Below are 15,087 nucleotides of genomic sequence, written 5' to 3'. Positions count from 1 at the left end.
GGAGAGGTGTATAAGAGACAGGTCGGGGCGGCCGTCCGATCAGCTCGCGCCGAAGACGTAGGCGTCCATCGCGAGCATGCCGTAGCGCACGTCGGCGGCGGCCAGGCGGCGTGCGCCCGCCGGCATTCCGGCCGCGCCGTGGGCGAACATGAGCGGCATGAGGTGCTCGTCGGTCGGATGGGCGCGCTCGGCATGCGGCGCGCGCCGCCGATAGTCCAGCAAGGCATCGACGTCGCCCACGGCCAGCGTGTCGGCGACCCACTCGGCGAAAGCATTGACGTAGGGTGCGGTTCCCGTTGCCGCGCCGGTGAACTCGTAAAGGTTATGGGTGAGGCTTCCGGATCCGACGATCAGGACGCCCTCCTCGCGCAGCGGCGACAGCGCCCGCCCCAGGGCATGGAACCAGCTCGCCGAGCGGCGCCCGGGCATCGAGATCTGCACGACCGGCACGCCGGCGTCCGGGTACATGTGCCGCAGGGGCACCCACGCGCCGTGATCAAGGCCGCGAGTCCCGTCCGGCTGTGCATCGATTCCGGTGGCGGCGAGGAGCCCGATCGCGCGGGCGGCAAGGTCCGGATCGCCGGGCGCCGGGTAGCGCAGGTCATACAGGGGGGCGGGGAAGCCGCCGAAATCGTGGATCGTTTCCGGCTGTCGGCTTGCCGACAGCTTCAGTGCGGGAGTCATCCAGTGCGGCGAGGCGATCAGGATTGCGCGGGGCGTGGGGATCGTTCGTGCCAGGGCGGCGAGTTCGCGTCCGGCTTCGCCCGGCTCGAGCGCGAAAGTGGGGGCTCCGTGGGAAACGAAGAGGGTGGGCATCGTACTCATTTGGGCTCCAGTGCATGCCGGGTGCGGCCCTTCCTGACCGCTCCCGTTTGCTGCAGTCTATGGAGCGCACGCGCGGCGATAAACCCGGAGCGGCGGCACGCACTGTTCAGTCATTTGCAACAATCGCCGGTTTGCTGTTGTCGAACCCATCAATCCAATTTCGTGCGCGCTTTTTCCGCGTTGCACAATCGCGCAGTGCTTTTATGGTATCGTCAGTGGCTATCACGGGTCCGGCCCTTTCTCAATCGCAATACGAATGACGCTTCTTTCGCTGATCGTTGCGCTGCTGCTCGAGCAGGTTCGGCCCTTGCCGGTGCGGCACATCGTCCTGGATCCGCTCCGTCGCCTGTCGGGCGTCCTGGTCGAACGTTTCAACGACGGCCAGGCCCGCAACGGCGTCGTTGCCTGGCTGCTCGTCGTCGTCTCGGTGGTCGCGGGCGGTGCGCTCGTCTTCTTCCTGCTGTGGCTTGTCCATCCGCTGCTGGCGGTGCTCTTCAACATCGCGGTGCTCTACCTGACGATGGGCTTCCGGCAGGAAAGCCATTTCTTCACCGACATCCACCTCGCCCTGCGCATGGGCGAACTCGACCGCGCGCGGTCGCTGCTGGGCGAATGGCGCGGCGGACAATACGTCGGGGCGAGTTCCAGCGAGGTCGCGCGGCTCGCGATCGAGGAGGGGCTCGTCGCCGCTCACCGCAACGTGTTCGGCGTGATCTTCTGGTTCATCGTCCTGCCCGGGCCGAGCGGCGCGCTGCTGTATCGCCTTGCCCGCTTCCTCGGCGAGGAGTGGGGGGAGCGCACGGATGCCGAGTTCGGCCAGTTCGGGCGCTTCGCCCGCAAGGTCTTCGAGGTGATCGACTGGCTGCCCGCGCGCATGACCGCGGCGTCGTTCTCGGTGGTGGGCGACTTCGAGGACGCGGTGTTCTGCTGGCGCACCCAGTCGATGCTCTGGGCCGACAGGGCGTCCGGTATACTCATCGCGGCAGGCGCGGGCGCGCTCGGTGTGCGCCTGGGCATGCCCGTCCATGAATCCGGCGAGATCGTCGAACGACCGGAAATGGGCGTCGGGGAAGAGGCCGACGCCGACTACATGCAGAGCACAGTGGGGCTGATCTGGCGCGCACTGGTGCTCTGTTTGCTGATGCTGGCCCTGCTGGTGATTGCCGGCTGGGTTGGTGCCTAACATCCAGGAGGGAGCACAGATGGCGAATCGTGAAGTTGTGGTTTTGAGCGCAGTCCGTTCGGCTGTTGGCGGTTTTAACGGCTCGCTGAAGGACATGGAGCCCGCCGAGCTGGGCGGCGTGGTCGTCAAGGAAGCGATCGCCCGTGCCGGCGTCGATCCGAAGCAGGTGACCTTCGCCACCGTCGGCAACTGCATCCCGACGGAATCGCGCTATGCCTACGTCGCGCGCGTTGCGACGATCCAGGGCGGCATGTCGATGGATTCGGTGGCTTTCGCCGTCAACCGTCTGTGCGGCTCGGCGCAGCAGGCCATCGTCAACTCCGCCCAGGCGATCATGCTGGGTGATGCGGACTTCGCGATCGGCGGCGGCGTCGAAGTGATGTCGCGCGGCGCCTACCTGCTGCCCGCGCTGCGCAGCGGCGCACGCATGGGTGACACCAAGGCCATCGACGCGATGGTTTCCGTGCTGACCGACCCGTTCGGCGTGGGCCACATGGGCATCACGGCCGAGAACCTGACCGCCAAGTGGAGCATCAGCCGCGAGGATCAGGACGCCTTCGCGCTCGAGTCGCAGAACCGTGCCGCTGCTGCGATCGCCGACGGCCGCTTCAAGAGCCAGATCGTCCCGATCACCTTCGAAACCCGCAAGGGCCCGGTCGTGTTCGATACCGACGAGCACCCGCGCATGACCACCATGGAAGCGCTGGGCAAGATGAAGCCCGCCTTCAAGAAGGATGGTTCGGTCACCGCCGGTAACGCGTCCGGCATCAACGACGCGGCTGCCTTCCTCGTGCTGGCCGACGCGGCCAAGGCTGCGGCCGGCGGCCACAAGCCGATCGCGCGCCTCGTGTCCTATGCGATTGCTGGCGTGCCCAACGACGTCATGGGCGAAGGCCCGATCCCGGCGTCGAAGCTTGCGCTGCAGCGTGCCGGCCTGTCGCTGGACAAGATCGACGTGATCGAATCCAACGAAGCCTTCGCGGCGCAGTCGATCGCGGTGAACAAGGGGCTCGAACTGGATCCGAAGAAGACCAACCCGAACGGCGGCGCGATCGCGCTGGGTCACCCGGTCGGCGCAACCGGCGGCGTCATCATTACCAAGCTGCTGCACGAGCTGATCCGCGTCAACGGCCGCTACGGCATGGCCACGATGTGCATCGGCGGCGGTCAGGGCATCACGACGATCTGGGAACGCATCTGAGCGATCCATTCCCGGAAAGCAAAAAACCCGCTGCGGCGGGTTTTTTTTCGGGCGTCGGGCGGGCCGCGGAAGGCTACCAGCCCTGTGACTGGCGTTTCGCCTCGCGGATCTCGTCGCGGATCAGCCGGTAATGTTCGAAGCGGCGCGCATCGATCGCGCCGGACGCGAGCGCAGCCTGCAGGGCACAGCCCGGCTCGGACTCGTGCCGGCAATCGCGGAAGCGGCATTTGCCGAGGTGATCGTTGAATTCGACGAAGCTCGCCGCAAGCTCATCGGGCGTGAGGTGGGCGAGACCGAAGGCCTGCAGTCCGGGGCTGTCGATCAGCCAGCCGCCGTCTAGCGGATACAGGCGGGCAAAGGTGGTGGTGTGCTTGCCGCTGTTGAGTGCTTCGGAAATCTCGCGTGTCGCGGCACGGGCTTCCGGGATGAGCGCGTTGGTGAGGGTCGATTTTCCCATGCCCGACTGCCCGACGAAGATGCTGCGCTGGCCGGCGAGGTAGGGCCGCAGCTCGTCGGCGCCGGCGCGTGCGCTCAGCTCGATCACCTCGTAGCCGAGCCGCTCGAAGGGTGCGAGCATGCGGTGCGCGGCAGGCAGGGAATCGGCGAGGTCGGCCTTGTTCAGGACGATGAGGGTCCTGAGGTGCTGGCTTTCGGCCGCGGCGATGCAGCGGGAGATGAGCAGATCCGAGAACCCCGGCTCGGTTGCCGTCACCAGCACGACCTGGCTGAGGTTTGCCGCGATGAGCTTCTCGCGGAAGGCGTCCGAACGCCACAGCAGGTTGCGCCGCGGCTTGAGCGCAGTGATGACGCCCTGATCGCTGCCGGTCGCTTCGATCTCGACCTCGTCGCCGCACGCGAAGACGCTCTTCTTGCCGCGCGGGTAGCACTTCAGCGGTTTGGTTTCCTGCCTGGCCTGTCCCGCGACGACGACCTCGTAATGGCGGCCGAACGCGGCGACGATGACGCCCTCGAGGGCCGTGCCGTGCTTCTGTCTGGGCTTGCTCACGAAATGGCGGTTCTCAGCTGGAGGAGCGCAGGCGCGCGACACGCAATGCCGCCGGCGGGTGGGAGTCGAAGAAACTCGAGTACAGCGGGTCGGGGGTAAGTGTCGAGGCGTTGTCGCGGTAGAGCTTGACGAGTGCCTGCGCAAGATCGGCGGCGCGGGTTTGCCGCACCGCGTACGCGTCGGCCTCGAATTCATGCACCCGCGACCAGTAGCTCATCAGCGGCGCGGCGGGGAAGGTGAAACAGGGCAGGGCCAACGCGAACAGCGCCAGCGCGACCGCGGTGCCGGCCGAGGCAGGGGCAACGCCCAGTCCGGCATAGAACCACGGCTGCCCCATAAGCCAGCCCAGTAGCCACAGCAGGCCGAGGCTTGCGGCGGAGATCACCGCGAGGCGTTTCCAGATGTGGCGGTGGTGGAAATGACCGAGCTCGTGAGCGAGCACGGCCTCGACTTCCTCGGGTCGGAGCTTTTCCAGCAGGGTATCGAAGAAGACAATGCGCTTGGCGGCGCCGAAGCCGGTGAAGTAGGCGTTGCCGTGTGCCGAGCGGCGCGAGCCGTCCATCACGAACAGGCCGCGGGAGCGGAAGCCGCAGCGTGCCAGCAGTGCCTCGACGCGCGACTTGAGCGCCTCGTCCGAGAGCGGGGTGAACTTGTTGAACAGCGGCGCGATGAAGGTCGGCCAGATGAAGAGCGCCAGCAGGTTGAAGGCGAGCCAGAAGAGCCACACCCACAGCCACCAGCGTTCGCCCATTGCGCCCATCAGCCACAGCACGGCCGCAAGGACCGGTAGCCCGATCAGGGCGGCAAGCAAGGCCTCGCGCGCGAGGTCGGCGAGGTAGAGGCCGGGCGTCATGCGGTTGAAGCCGAAGCGCTTCTCGATGCCGAAGGTGCGGTAGAGCGCGAACGGCAGCTCGATGGCCCAGCCGGCGACGCCGAGCGTCGCGAGCAGGGCAACGCCATGCACAAGCGTTCCCGCTTCGAGAAATCCGGCGAGCAGGTCGTGGATGGCCTGCAGCCCGCCGCCGAGGGTGAGGGCGAGCAGCCAGGCCGTGCCGATGGCAGCATCGACGGTGCCGAGCCCCATCCGTGCGGCGGTGTAGTCCGCCGCCTTGCGATGCGAGTCCAGGCTGATCGATTCCGCGAACGCGGGCGGTACCGATTCCCGGTGCGCACGCACGTGCCGGATCTGGCGCATCATGAGCACGAGCCTGGCGAACAGGGTGAGTGCGGCGGCGGCAAGGAAGAGGTACGAGAAGGCGTGCGGGGACATTCGGCGAGTGTGGGCAGACGGACAGGCGGGCGGCGCGGCATCTATGCCACAATCGCGCCTTTGCTCAAGCGGGGCGGACGATTATGGCACAGGATCAGAATCACCTCATCTGGCTCGACATGGAGATGACAGGGCTCGAGCCGGATACCGATCGCATCATCGAGATCGCGATCGTGATCACCGATTCGCAGCTCAACACCGTTGCGGAGGCGCCCGTGATAGCGGTGCATCAGCCCGACAGCGTGCTCGACCGCATGGATCAGTGGAACCGCGATACGCATGGCAAGTCGGGCCTGACCGACCGCGTGAAGACGTCGACGACCGGTGAGGCGGATGCCGAGGCGCAGATGCTGGCCTTCCTGCAGCAGTACGTGCCCGCGCGCACCTCACCGATGTGTGGCAACTCCGTGTGCCAGGATCGCCGCTTCCTCGCTCGCTACATGCCGCAGCTCGAGGCGTGGTTCCACTACCGCAACCTCGACGTGTCGACGCTGAAGGAGCTCGCGCGCCGGTGGCGCCCGGAGATCTACAAGGGCGTCGTCAAGAAGGGCAAGCACGAGGCGCTGTCGGACATCTACGAGTCGATCGGCGAACTGCGCCACTATCGCGACAACTTCCTGCGCCTACAGGACTGAGTCGGCAGCCCCGGCGGCGCCCCTTGAGGGCACGCGCCGGGGTCGAGTGCCGGCCCGGTTCAGTCGCGCCGGTACAGGCGGAAGATTTCCTGCTGTCTCCCGCCGCCGCGACGGAATTCCCAGATCTGCTGCCATTCCGGCGCGGGTTTTTGCGTCTCGCTGCGATCGTCGAAAACCAGCAGGAAGCCGCACGGGGTTTCGTTGTTGACGACCCGCTCCGGCCGGATGCCGGCGAAGTAATGGAAGGAGGCGCGCTGGCTGGCTGACAAGCCCACCATCGCGACACAGCCCTCACGCTCGCCCGACAGCGCGATCTTCAGCGAGGTTGCGGCCGGACGATAGCTGCGGTCATGGTCGAACCAGGGCTTGAGCAGCGCGATCGTGAGGCACCACAGCATCGTCATCCCGAGCGCCCAGTTCGCCGGCGCGCGGTTCGGCGAGCGCGGCAAACGCCACGCCAGCAGTACCCATGCGGCGATGATGGCGATGCCGGCGATGGCCGAGATCTCGGGTGCGCGCAGGGCGAAGTCCGGCGCCACGCGCACGAGGTGGCGTGCGAGTCCGGGCGGCCACAGGAAAACCTGGGCGCTCCATGCGATCCACACCAGCAGGGCGAAGACGCCGAAGGTCATGATCCCGAACCAATCGAAGGCGTTCGCGGCGCCGCGTCGCAGGGTCGGCACCCCTGATGCCGCAAGCAGCGCGAGCGGCGGCACGAGCGGCAGCATCGAGGCCGGGCTGAGGCTGCCGTTCAGGATGATCCAGGCCAGGGCGAAGACAAGGGCCGTGATCGGCAGCAGCGCGGACGCGCGCAGCAGGCGGCGGCGCGTGCGCCACAGCGACCACAGCGCGATGGGCCACAGCGGCCAGGCGAACCAGCCGAGCAGTTCGACCAGGCGCGCGAATTCGTTGCCGCTCATCGCTCCGGCCCACAGGTCGTGCCACTCGTTGCGCCACCACAGCGCGAGCAGTTCGGGGGACTGATAATGCAGCGCCAGCGGCCACAGCGCCGATGCGCCGAGGGCGATGCTCAGCCCGATGATCAGTCCGCTACTGGCGCGCGGATTGCGGCATTCGGGACAGGCGGCGATGACGACGACGAAGAGTGGCAACGAAAGCACGACACCGGGCAGGCCGCCGGCGAGGAAGGCGAGCGCCGCGCCCATTCCGGCCTGGACGCCGCCGAGCACGGGCCGGGTCGGGATGTGCGAGAGGCCCGCCAGCGTGAGGGTCTGCATCGCCATGAGCGCAATCATCGGTTGCGTTTCATGCGCATGCAGCACGAGGCCCAGCGTGCCGAGGGTCAGCAGGGCTGCGGGGGTGCGTGTCTCGCGCCCGTAGAGGCGGGTTGCCGCGCGCGTGATCCAGAAGATCGCCAGGGCCGTGAACAGCGTGGTCGCCAGCCGGGCGCCGTCGTGCAGCGGCAGCAAGGGGGCGAGCAGGCGCGCGAACGCGGCGCCGGCCCAGTAGTAGAGCGGCGGGAAATCGGTTTCGGGCTGGCCGGCGATGGCGGGGAACAGCAGATGGTTTCCCTGCAGCATCTCCAGGATCGGGCCGAAATGGCGTGCGTCGTCGCCGCGCCAAGGGTCATGGCCGGTCAGTCCGGTGAGCAGGTACAGGGCGATGAGCAGCGCCAGGCCGGTCGCGCCGTACAGATGCCGCCGGATCATCGAGGTCCGGAAGGATTCTCCAGTCATGTCATGGTGCGCCATCCGTCATGGTGCGGACGGCGTCGGAACGTCGGGTGCGGAATTTTAGCCGGCGCGCGCGGCTGCGCCGTGTTTCGAGGAACAAAAAAGGCAGCCGAAGCTGCCTTTTTGTCGCGACCGGAAACCGGGGTTCAGCCAAGGCGCTGAACGCTGCCGTATTTCTGGCGGAAGCGCTCGACGCGGCCGGCGGTATCGACGATCTTCTGCTTGCCGGTGTAGAACGGGTGGCAGGCTGCGCACACTTCGACGTGCAGCACGGGCTTGCCCAGCGTCGAGCGGGTTTCGAAGGCGTTGCCGCAGGAGCAGGTGACCTGGACGACTTGGTAATTCGGGTGGGTATCCGCTTTCATGGTGATTCCTCGAACGAGCGGGCGGTGAATGTGGCCGCCCTGACAGCAGGTGGAAACCGTAGATTATCACTGATCCGGTGTCGCAAGGCAAGCAAGCCGCTGTTTTGCAGGGCAAACGCACGATCGGCCGGGCAGCATTTCGGGTGCGCCTTCCGTCGTGAATCGAGCGGTCCGGAAACGCCGGACGTCGATTCGCGGCTGAAGCCGCTCACACGGTCGGACTGAAGTGCGTCCGGGGGCGTACATCCGGGTCGCAGGTGGCTCTCCTGCTGCCGTTGGCCGTACAATACGCCCCTTTTTCAGGGAGTTGGTGTGCGTCTGCTGCTCGCGCCGATGGAAGGTCTGCTCGACGCCGATTTGCGCGACGTTCTCACCCGCGCCTGCTCCTATGACTGGGCCGTGAGCGAGTTCGCGCGAGTGTCCGGCACGCTCCTGCCGCATCGCTTCTACCGGCGCATCAGCCCCGAGTTGCTGTCCGGCGGACGGACCGCGGCTGCGGTGCCGGTGCGCCTGCAACTGCTGGGCTCGGACCCTGCCTGTCTGGCCGATAACGCCGCGCGTCTCGTGGAGCTCGCGCCGCCTGGCGTGGACCTCAATTTCGGTTGTCCCGCTCCGACGGTAAATCGTCATCGCGGCGGAGCCGTGCTGCTCGACGAGCCCGAGCTGCTGCATCGCATCGCTGCCGCCGTGCGGGCTGCCGTGCCGGCCGGGATACCGTTCACGGCGAAGATGCGGTTGGGCGTCGCCGACACCGCGAGAGCCGTGGAATGCGCCCAGGCGCTCGCCGCCGGAGGCGTGGAAGCTTTGGTCGTGCATGCGCGCACCAAGCTCGACGGTTACCGTCCGCCGGCACATTGGGCGTGGATCGCCCGCATTGCCGAGGCTGTGGACATTTCCGTGACTGCCAACGGCGAAGTGTGGTCCGAGGCCGACTGGCGGCGCTGCCGTGCGGAGAGCGGGGTTGCCGACGTGATGCTGGGGCGCGGCGCGGTTGCCGACCCCTTCCTTGCGCGACGCCTGCGCGCACATGGCGGCGAGGCCGGTCGCGTTATCGACCGCGAGGCGGAGTGGGCTGAATTGCGACCCCTCCTGGCTCTTTACTGGAAGCGCGTCCAGGTCAGGTTGCGTCCGCAGCATTCGCCGGGCCGCCTCAAGCAGTGGCTGAACCTGCTGCGCCGCAATTACCCGCAGGCCGAGCAGCTGTTCCGCGAAATCCGCGCGGCGCGCAGGCCCCCCGAGATCGAAGCCGCGCTCGCACGCCACGGCATCGCCGCCGTTGCGCTGCCGCTGGCGGCCTGAACCGGAAGCATCCGATGAGTTACGCAAACTCGCGCATCCCCGAGAGCGCCCAGGCGGGCGTGCATGAACAGTTGCTGCGACGCGTGCAGCGCCACCTCGCGGAGCCCTTCCGCAAGCCCTGCCTGGACTACAACCGCGAAGCCTTCGAGGCCAGCCTCGCGGGATGGGACCGCAGTGCGCCGCTGATCCTCGATGCCGGTTGCGGTGTCGGTCACAGCACGATCCAGCTGGCGCGCGCCTTCCCGGATCACTGGGTGATCGGCGTCGACCAGTCCGAGGACAGGCTCAAGCGCCGCAAGCCTTATCCCGATGCACTGCTGCCGAAGAACATGGTCTTCGTGCGCGCGGATCTCGTCGATTACTGGCGCCTGATGAGCGATGCCGGCCTGCGGCTCGCACGTCACTACATCCTCTACCCGAACCCCTGGCCCAAGATCGGCCATCTCGCGCGGCGCTGGCACGCGCACCCGGTCTTCCCGTTCGTGCCGCGGCTGGGCGGGGTGCTCGAGTGCCGCACGAACTGGCGCGTGTACATCGAGGAGTTCGCGTGTGCGCTCGGCCTGGCGACCGGCCGCGACATCGCATGGGAAGCCTTCGAGGCTCCCGCTCCGCTGACGCCCTTCGAGCGCAAGTACCGCGATTCCGGCCAGACGCTCTTCCGCCTGGTCTGCGATCTCGACGCGCAGGCTTGCGCGCTGCAAGAGGATGGCGCACGCTGAAAGGCATTCCGGAGAAAGACGATGACGAACGAAACCGCTGCAAGCGCAGAGAACGACAACCCCCACCTGCTCGACGACGAGGAATTCGAGGCGCTCGAGGAACTGCTGACCTCGGATGTCGTGCCCGAGGATTGCATGGACCTGGAGATGCTCGACGGCTACCTCGCCGCGGTCATCGCCTCGCCCGTGCCGATTCCCCCTGAGGAGTGGCTGCCGCCGGTGTGGTCGGCGCACGGGGACGAAATTTCCTTCGGTTCGGGCAGCCAGATGCAGCGCGCGATCCGCCTGGTGCGGCGCTATTACAACGAACTCGCGACCACCTTGGGCGAGCCCGAAGGGTGGGAGCCGTTCTGCTACGCGGCGAGCGAGGGCGACACCATCGCGATAGGCGAGGAGTGGGTCGAAGGTTTCGCGCAGGGGCTCGAGTTGTGGCCCGAGGACTGGGATGCCGGACTGCCCACGGAGGCGGCGGAGGCCGTGCGTGACGCGCTCGACAAGCTGATGGCGCCTTGGGCTTCCGACGACGCCGAATTGGCGGACGAGGAAACCCGGCTGGAGTGGCTCGAACAGGCTGTGAACTGCATCGAGACTGTGCTTGGGCAATGGCGTGCGCTCGGAATGGCGGCGCCTGCGCTGCTGTCCGTGGAGCAGCCCGCCATGCACACGCCGGCCGCGGTCGGCCGCAACGATCCCTGCCCTTGCGGTAGCGGCAAGAAGTACAAGAAGTGCTGCGGAGCGCTCGAGTGAGGGTTTGCGCCAGGGTGCGGGGCGCGGCGTGAGCGACGACCACTGCACCCGCTGCGGCGCCTGTTGTGCCGCCTTCCGCGTCGATTTTCATCGCTCGGAACTGGCCAGCGTGACCGCAGGAGGCGTTCCCGATGCGATGACGGTTGCGGTGACCGGCGAGCTCGTGCGCATGCGCGGCACCGACGAAGCGCCGCCGCGCTGCGTCGCGCTGGCAGGGGACATCGGTTGCGGGGTCCGGTGCACGATCTACGCCGGGCGGCCGTCCCCCTGTCGCGACTTCGCGCCCTACGCGGCGCTCGGCATCGGTGAGGATGCCTGCGACCGCGCGCGGCGGCGCCACGGACTGCCTCCGCTGTGAGGTGAGCCTGCAAGGGCGTGGCGACCTTGGGTAGAATCGCGCCGAAACCTGCACCGGCACCGACTTGCGATGAGTGATCCGAACCCCTGCCTGGACTGCGGCATGTGCTGCGTCCAATTCCGCGTCTCGTTCTACTGGGGCGAGGCGGACGACGCGCCGGGCGGTTTCGTGCCCGCCGGGCTGACGGAAAAGCTCAACCTGCACCTGCGCTGCATGCAGGGGACCAACGCGGAGCCGCGCCGCTGCGTGGCGCTGGAAGGTCGGCCCGGCGGGCGGGTGTTCTGCACGATCTACGATCGGCGTCCGACACCATGCCGCGAGTTTCCGTCGCACGAGGCGGACGGTTCGCCAAATCGGAAATGCAACGAGCTGCGCGCGCAGATCGGCTTGCCGCCCTTGCAGCCGCTCGCGGCGGGGCAAGCCGCCTGATCAGCGCGGGCGCGCGACTGCCGCGAGCAGCCTGAGCGGGCCGATCGCGCGCACGGTCTCGATCTCCTCGGGGCGCCGCACGAACAGCGAGCCGGCGAAGCCCAGCGCATTGACCGAGATGTTTTCGTGACGCTCGCGGACGCGCGGGATCACGGTCATCCAGTCGCGCGACACGAGGAAATTGTAGGGGGGCATGGGATCCGCAGCGGGGTCGATGCCGAGCGTTTCGCAGCCGTTCCGGAACGCGAGGTGCATGGCTTCGCCGAGCGATATGGCGTCGTCGCAGGGCGGCAGGCGCACAAAGGTGTGCCGCCAGGGCAGGGTGTCGAGGATGGCGTGCGCGAAGGGGGGCAGGTCCGCGGGGAGCTGGCTGGTAAATAGGCCCAGGCGCGCCGTCTCCGCGGCGTCGGGAACCCACTGCAGGTGCTTGTGGCGCTGGCTGGCACCCGCCTCGCTGCCTCCGTTGTAGAAACCGAGCCCGCCGAGCGAGGTCATCACGGTCGCGAGCGCGATGAAATCGGTCCGCGTCAACGGCGCCGTCTGCGCCTCGAAGGCACGGGTGACGATCAGCAGGTGGCGGTCGATGACGGGAAACTTGTTCAGCACTCCCAGGTGCTGATCCCCGAGGGGGCCGACGGTCAGTTCCGGGTCGGGCGGGAGAAAGGGGTTGAAGTCCGGGTCGCGCTTCACCGCGGCCTCGACCCGCGCGGCGTCCTTGTGCGCCAGCGTGGACACCCAGCGCACCGTGAAACCGATGCCGGCGTCCTCGATCGGCGTCCGTTCGGTGCGGATGGGAAGCAGCGCACCGGTGTCGGCTGCGCGACTGAGCGTGCGGTCGATCCGCTGCAGCAGGTCGTCGGACATGGTATGGGCGATCACGGGACGGCAGAGGTTTAGCCGGCAGTGTAGGCTGACGGCTCGAGGTCGATCAATTTGAATTGTGCAGCCTGCGGGCTGCCCGGGAGAAATGCATGACGCTTTCGTTTGCCGTGCGCGGCGAATATATCCAGCTCGATCAACTGCTCAAGGCCACCGGCATGACCGGCACCGGGGGCGAGGCCCACGCCGCGGTCGAAGCGGGGCGGGTCATGGTCGATGGCAAGGTGGAGTCGCGCAAGCGCGCGAAACTGAGGCCGGGCGCAACGGTGTGCTTCGGCGGCGAAACGGTGGTGCTGGTCGCGTCGGAGTGATTCCGGTGTTGGCGGGGCGAGCCAGCGTCGCTATGCCGTCTCGCTCCGCTCCGCCCGATTGCGCGACAGCCGTTCCCAGATCCAGCCGCCAGGCAGGTCCGTGCCGGTGAGGACATAGACGAGCGCATGGTCGTTTGAGATCAGCAGGCCGAATTCCCTCTGGGCTTCCGCGGTGCCCACCAGCAGGAGCTCGTCGCCTGCTCGCAGTTCCGTGTCGCCCTCGGGGATCAGCAGATGGTCGTCATCCTCGCGCCGCAGCAGCAGGATGTCGCACGCGAGGGCGTCGTCGCGGTTCGACGGTGACTTGAGCAGCGACCGAAGTTCGATCGTCACGCCCTTCATCAGCTTGCGGTACAGCGCGGGGGCTCGGCTGACGTTGATGCGCTCGCTCCATACTGTCGGGACTTCCCAGCCGAAGCGATCCGTCAGGCGTCCAAGCAGCCGGTCGCACCAGTCCTCGTCGTGGCGTTTCATGTCCTCGAGGAAGGGGACCAGCAAGGGCGTCGTGAGGATCGCCAGGCACTCGTGCGCAATGATGCGGCTGGGTACCACATTCACGTCGTAGTCGAAGGCCTCGAACAGCGAATTGTTGGCAAAGTGGTTCTGGCGCAGGATCACGAACAGTTTCGGATTGAGCTCGCGCGCGGTGACGACTGTCGACAGGTTGTCCACGTCGTTGGCCGTCGCGGCGACGATGCCGGCGGCACGCCGCACGCCTGCCGCTTCGAGGGCGGGGGCTCCGGTGCCTTCGCCCTGCACCCAGCGCGCCGACGGTGCCGGTGGGGGCGCGTTGCGGTCGATGATCGTGAGGGGGACGCCCTCGCGCTCGAGGACGTGTGCGAGCATTCGTCCGAAGCGACCATGTCCGCACAGGATCCATTCGCCGTGCGGGGGATCGCGCTGGCGCTCCATCGTCGTGCCGGGAACGCCCGTGAGCCAGGTGAGCAGGTGCCACGCGGCGGGGGCGTGCAGTGCGAGCGCGAGGTATTCGGAGAATTTCTCGAACGGGTTGATGATGTGGCGCGTGCCGAAGGAGGCCATGTTGGCCGCCGTTTCGGCGGACTCCGCACGGCACAGGGCGGGGATTTTCGGGGCGAGGAGGCGCGCGGCGATCGCGATCGCGAGGTTGGCGCTGTCGTCGTTGGTCAGCGCGATGACGCCGATGCAACTGCGGTGTGTGAGTCCCGCGAACTTGAGGTTTTCGGGGTTGCGTGCGTCGGCGCACAGGGCGGGGATGTCGGCGTGGTAGCCGTACAACTCGATTTCGCCAACCTTGGTATCGTCCAGCTCGATGACCACGGCGCGGAATCCGAGACGGTCGAGCGCGTCGCAGATCAGCCGCCCGGTCTCGCCGAATCCGCACACGAGGTAGAAGGGTTCGCGCAGGTTGCGCACCGCGCGCATGAAACTCTGTGTGCGGATCGCCTGCTGCAGGTTGCGGTCGGCGAGTAGCGCGAAGACGGTGCCTACCGTGTAGGCCCAGCCGATCACGGACAGGTAGATGCAGGCGAGGACCCACAGCCGCTGCTGGTCGGAGAAGGCGTAGGGAATCTCGCCGAAGCCGATCGTCGTCGCCGTGTAGCTGATGAAATACAGCGCATGGAAGAAGCTGAGGTAGACCGTCTTGCCGTTTTCGTCGACGCCCGGCGCGAGCGTGAGTCCCATCACCGAGATCGCGATGATGGCGATCAGCAGGATCAACGGCGCGCGCATGCGCCGCATGATCAGGAAGAAGACGCTCTGATGGCGCAGCAGCGGCATCATCGCGAATGGCTCCGTCAGCGGCGCTGCATGATCGTTTCGGCGATCAGGATGATTACCGATACGACGTTCGCGAACAGCGCACCGCCCGACAGCGACACGATGCGAGCCACCATCTCGGGTGTGAGGCCGTCCGCGGAAATGTGTGCCGCATAACCCCAAACCATCGCCGCCGCGATCAGCTGGAGGTCCGCGACCAGGCTCGTTGACAGGTGTACCGCGCCGATCTGCGTGCGGTCGCCGAGCTTGAGCACCGTGGCGATGAGGCTGACGACGATCGCGAAGAACAGCTCGTAAATGTCGTGGTGCTGGGGATTGTCGATGTCCCCGACGAAGAAACCGAAGTTGAGCGTCGCCGCCAGGACGATAAAGAAGCCGAAGATGACTTTTTCGAGGTTCATGCCG

17 protein-coding genes are annotated in these 15,087 nt (G+C 67.2%); 9 read left to right on the top strand and 8 right to left on the bottom strand.

Annotation, left to right across the window (positions count from 1 at the left end; all coding sequences use genetic code 11):
* Positions 1 to 39: 39 nt before the first annotated feature.
* Positions 40 to 825, bottom strand: coding sequence for a DODA-type extradiol aromatic ring-opening family dioxygenase (locus tag GO615_RS13600; RefSeq protein WP_169128893.1), 786 nt, complete (start codon positions 823 to 825; stop codon positions 40 to 42).
* 256 nt (positions 826 to 1,081) lie between these two features.
* Here GO615_RS13600 and GO615_RS13595 point away from each other — a divergent pair, with 256 nt between their 5' ends.
* Together GO615_RS13595 and GO615_RS13590 are read left to right on the top strand one after the other, a co-directional pair.
* Entirely contained in the window at positions 1,082 to 2,008 is a 927-nt protein-coding gene (locus GO615_RS13595) for a CobD/CbiB family protein (RefSeq protein ID WP_169128891.1), read from the top strand.
* A gap of 19 nt (positions 2,009 to 2,027) precedes the next feature.
* Positions 2,028 to 3,209, top strand: a complete 1,182-nt coding sequence (locus tag GO615_RS13590; protein ID WP_169128889.1) for an acetyl-CoA C-acyltransferase family protein — start codon at positions 2,028 to 2,030, stop codon at positions 3,207 to 3,209.
* Between the two features lie 73 nt (positions 3,210 to 3,282).
* On the opposite strand, the gene rsgA is transcribed toward GO615_RS13590, so the two are convergent.
* A complete protein-coding gene (gene rsgA, locus GO615_RS13585) occupies positions 3,283 to 4,215 on the bottom strand; it encodes a ribosome small subunit-dependent GTPase A (RefSeq protein WP_169128887.1) in 933 nt (310 codons plus the stop codon).
* 13 nt (positions 4,216 to 4,228) lie between these two features.
* Complete coding sequence (locus tag GO615_RS13580) at positions 4,229 to 5,485, bottom strand: M48 family metallopeptidase (RefSeq protein ID WP_169128885.1); 1,257 nt, start codon at positions 5,483 to 5,485, stop codon at positions 4,229 to 4,231.
* Between the two features lie 83 nt (positions 5,486 to 5,568).
* Between GO615_RS13580 and orn the strand changes: the two genes are divergently transcribed.
* Positions 5,569 to 6,120, top strand: a complete 552-nt coding sequence (gene orn, locus GO615_RS13575) for an oligoribonuclease (protein ID WP_169128884.1) — start codon at positions 5,569 to 5,571, stop codon at positions 6,118 to 6,120.
* Between the two features lie 59 nt (positions 6,121 to 6,179).
* On the opposite strand, the gene GO615_RS13570 is transcribed toward orn, so the two are convergent.
* Positions 6,180 to 7,817 (bottom strand): ArnT family glycosyltransferase, encoded by a 1,638-nt coding sequence (locus GO615_RS13570; RefSeq protein ID WP_169128883.1) that lies wholly within the window; start codon positions 7,815 to 7,817, stop codon positions 6,180 to 6,182.
* A gap of 143 nt (positions 7,818 to 7,960) precedes the next feature.
* Positions 7,961 to 8,179, bottom strand: a complete 219-nt coding sequence (gene rpmE, locus GO615_RS13565; protein ID WP_169128882.1) for a 50S ribosomal protein L31 — start codon at positions 8,177 to 8,179, stop codon at positions 7,961 to 7,963.
* Positions 8,180 to 8,491: 312 nt separating this feature from the next.
* On the opposite strand from rpmE, the gene GO615_RS13560 reads away from it, so the two are divergent.
* The 5 genes from GO615_RS13560 (at position 8,492) to GO615_RS13540 (ending at position 11,731) form a co-directional block, all read left to right on the top strand.
* The gene (locus GO615_RS13560) at positions 8,492 to 9,478 is read left to right on the top strand and encodes a tRNA dihydrouridine synthase (RefSeq protein WP_339380030.1); all 987 of its coding nucleotides are present in this window, start codon (positions 8,492 to 8,494) and stop codon (positions 9,476 to 9,478) included.
* 14 nt (positions 9,479 to 9,492) lie between these two features.
* Positions 9,493 to 10,197, top strand: coding sequence for a tRNA (guanine(46)-N(7))-methyltransferase TrmB (gene trmB, locus GO615_RS13555; RefSeq protein ID WP_169128881.1), 705 nt, complete (start codon positions 9,493 to 9,495; stop codon positions 10,195 to 10,197).
* Positions 10,198 to 10,218: 21 nt separating this feature from the next.
* Positions 10,219 to 10,944 (top strand): UPF0149 family protein, encoded by a 726-nt coding sequence (locus tag GO615_RS13550; protein WP_169128880.1) that lies wholly within the window; start codon positions 10,219 to 10,221, stop codon positions 10,942 to 10,944.
* Between the two features lie 28 nt (positions 10,945 to 10,972).
* A complete protein-coding gene (locus tag GO615_RS13545) occupies positions 10,973 to 11,302 on the top strand; it encodes a YkgJ family cysteine cluster protein (RefSeq protein WP_169128879.1) in 330 nt (109 codons plus the stop codon).
* A 69-nt stretch (positions 11,303 to 11,371) separates the two neighbouring features.
* On the top strand, positions 11,372 to 11,731 hold the full coding sequence (locus GO615_RS13540) for a YkgJ family cysteine cluster protein (RefSeq protein ID WP_169128878.1): 360 nt from the start codon (positions 11,372 to 11,374) through the stop codon (positions 11,729 to 11,731).
* Here GO615_RS13540 and GO615_RS13535 read toward each other — a convergent pair whose 3' ends face one another.
* On the bottom strand, positions 11,732 to 12,595 hold the full coding sequence (locus tag GO615_RS13535; RefSeq protein ID WP_169128876.1) for an ATP adenylyltransferase family protein: 864 nt from the start codon (positions 12,593 to 12,595) through the stop codon (positions 11,732 to 11,734).
* Positions 12,596 to 12,702: 107 nt separating this feature from the next.
* Here GO615_RS13535 and GO615_RS13530 point away from each other — a divergent pair, with 107 nt between their 5' ends.
* Entirely contained in the window at positions 12,703 to 12,921 is a 219-nt protein-coding gene (locus GO615_RS13530) for an RNA-binding S4 domain-containing protein (protein WP_169128874.1), read from the top strand.
* A 30-nt stretch (positions 12,922 to 12,951) separates the two neighbouring features.
* On the opposite strand, the gene GO615_RS13525 is transcribed toward GO615_RS13530, so the two are convergent.
* Both GO615_RS13525 and GO615_RS13520 read right to left on the bottom strand, forming a co-directional pair.
* Positions 12,952 to 14,685, bottom strand: a complete 1,734-nt coding sequence (locus GO615_RS13525) for an NAD-binding protein (protein WP_169128872.1) — start codon at positions 14,683 to 14,685, stop codon at positions 12,952 to 12,954.
* 14 nt (positions 14,686 to 14,699) lie between these two features.
* Complete coding sequence (locus GO615_RS13520; protein ID WP_169128870.1) at positions 14,700 to 15,083, bottom strand: DUF6394 family protein; 384 nt, start codon at positions 15,081 to 15,083, stop codon at positions 14,700 to 14,702.
* Between the last annotated feature and the right edge of the window lie 4 nt (positions 15,084 to 15,087).

The sequence above is a fragment of the Aromatoleum evansii genome (genome assembly GCF_012910805.1).
Taxonomy (GTDB): domain Bacteria; phylum Pseudomonadota; class Gammaproteobacteria; order Burkholderiales; family Rhodocyclaceae; genus Aromatoleum; species Aromatoleum evansii.
Note: the sequence above shows the minus strand (reverse complement) of the source record. Positions and strands in the feature narration are given on the sequence as shown.

Excerpts from the sequence above, each read along its gene's own strand:
- GO615_RS13600 (WP_169128893.1), bottom strand. The coding sequence starts at position 825 with ATGAGTACGATGCCCACCCTCTTCGTTTCCCACGGAGCCCCCACTTTC.
- GO615_RS13595 (WP_169128891.1), top strand. The coding sequence starts at position 1,082 with ATGACGCTTCTTTCGCTGATCGTTGCGCTGCTGCTCGAGCAGGTTCGG.
- GO615_RS13590 (WP_169128889.1), top strand. The coding sequence starts at position 2,028 with ATGGCGAATCGTGAAGTTGTGGTTTTGAGCGCAGTCCGTTCGGCTGTT.
- GO615_RS13580 (WP_169128885.1), bottom strand. The coding sequence starts at position 5,485 with ATGTCCCCGCACGCCTTCTCGTACCTCTTCCTTGCCGCCGCCGCACTC.
- orn (WP_169128884.1), top strand. The coding sequence starts at position 5,569 with ATGGCACAGGATCAGAATCACCTCATCTGGCTCGACATGGAGATGACA.
- GO615_RS13570 (WP_169128883.1), bottom strand. The coding sequence starts at position 7,817 with ATGACTGGAGAATCCTTCCGGACCTCGATGATCCGGCGGCATCTGTAC.
- rpmE (WP_169128882.1), bottom strand. The coding sequence starts at position 8,179 with ATGAAAGCGGATACCCACCCGAATTACCAAGTCGTCCAGGTCACCTGC.
- trmB (WP_169128881.1), top strand. The coding sequence starts at position 9,493 with ATGAGTTACGCAAACTCGCGCATCCCCGAGAGCGCCCAGGCGGGCGTG.
- GO615_RS13550 (WP_169128880.1), top strand. The coding sequence starts at position 10,219 with ATGACGAACGAAACCGCTGCAAGCGCAGAGAACGACAACCCCCACCTG.
- GO615_RS13540 (WP_169128878.1), top strand. The coding sequence starts at position 11,372 with ATGAGTGATCCGAACCCCTGCCTGGACTGCGGCATGTGCTGCGTCCAA.
- GO615_RS13535 (WP_169128876.1), bottom strand. The coding sequence starts at position 12,595 with ATGTCCGACGACCTGCTGCAGCGGATCGACCGCACGCTCAGTCGCGCA.
- GO615_RS13530 (WP_169128874.1), top strand. The coding sequence starts at position 12,703 with ATGACGCTTTCGTTTGCCGTGCGCGGCGAATATATCCAGCTCGATCAA.
- GO615_RS13525 (WP_169128872.1), bottom strand. The coding sequence starts at position 14,685 with ATGATGCCGCTGCTGCGCCATCAGAGCGTCTTCTTCCTGATCATGCGG.
- GO615_RS13520 (WP_169128870.1), bottom strand. The coding sequence starts at position 15,083 with ATGAACCTCGAAAAAGTCATCTTCGGCTTCTTTATCGTCCTGGCGGCG.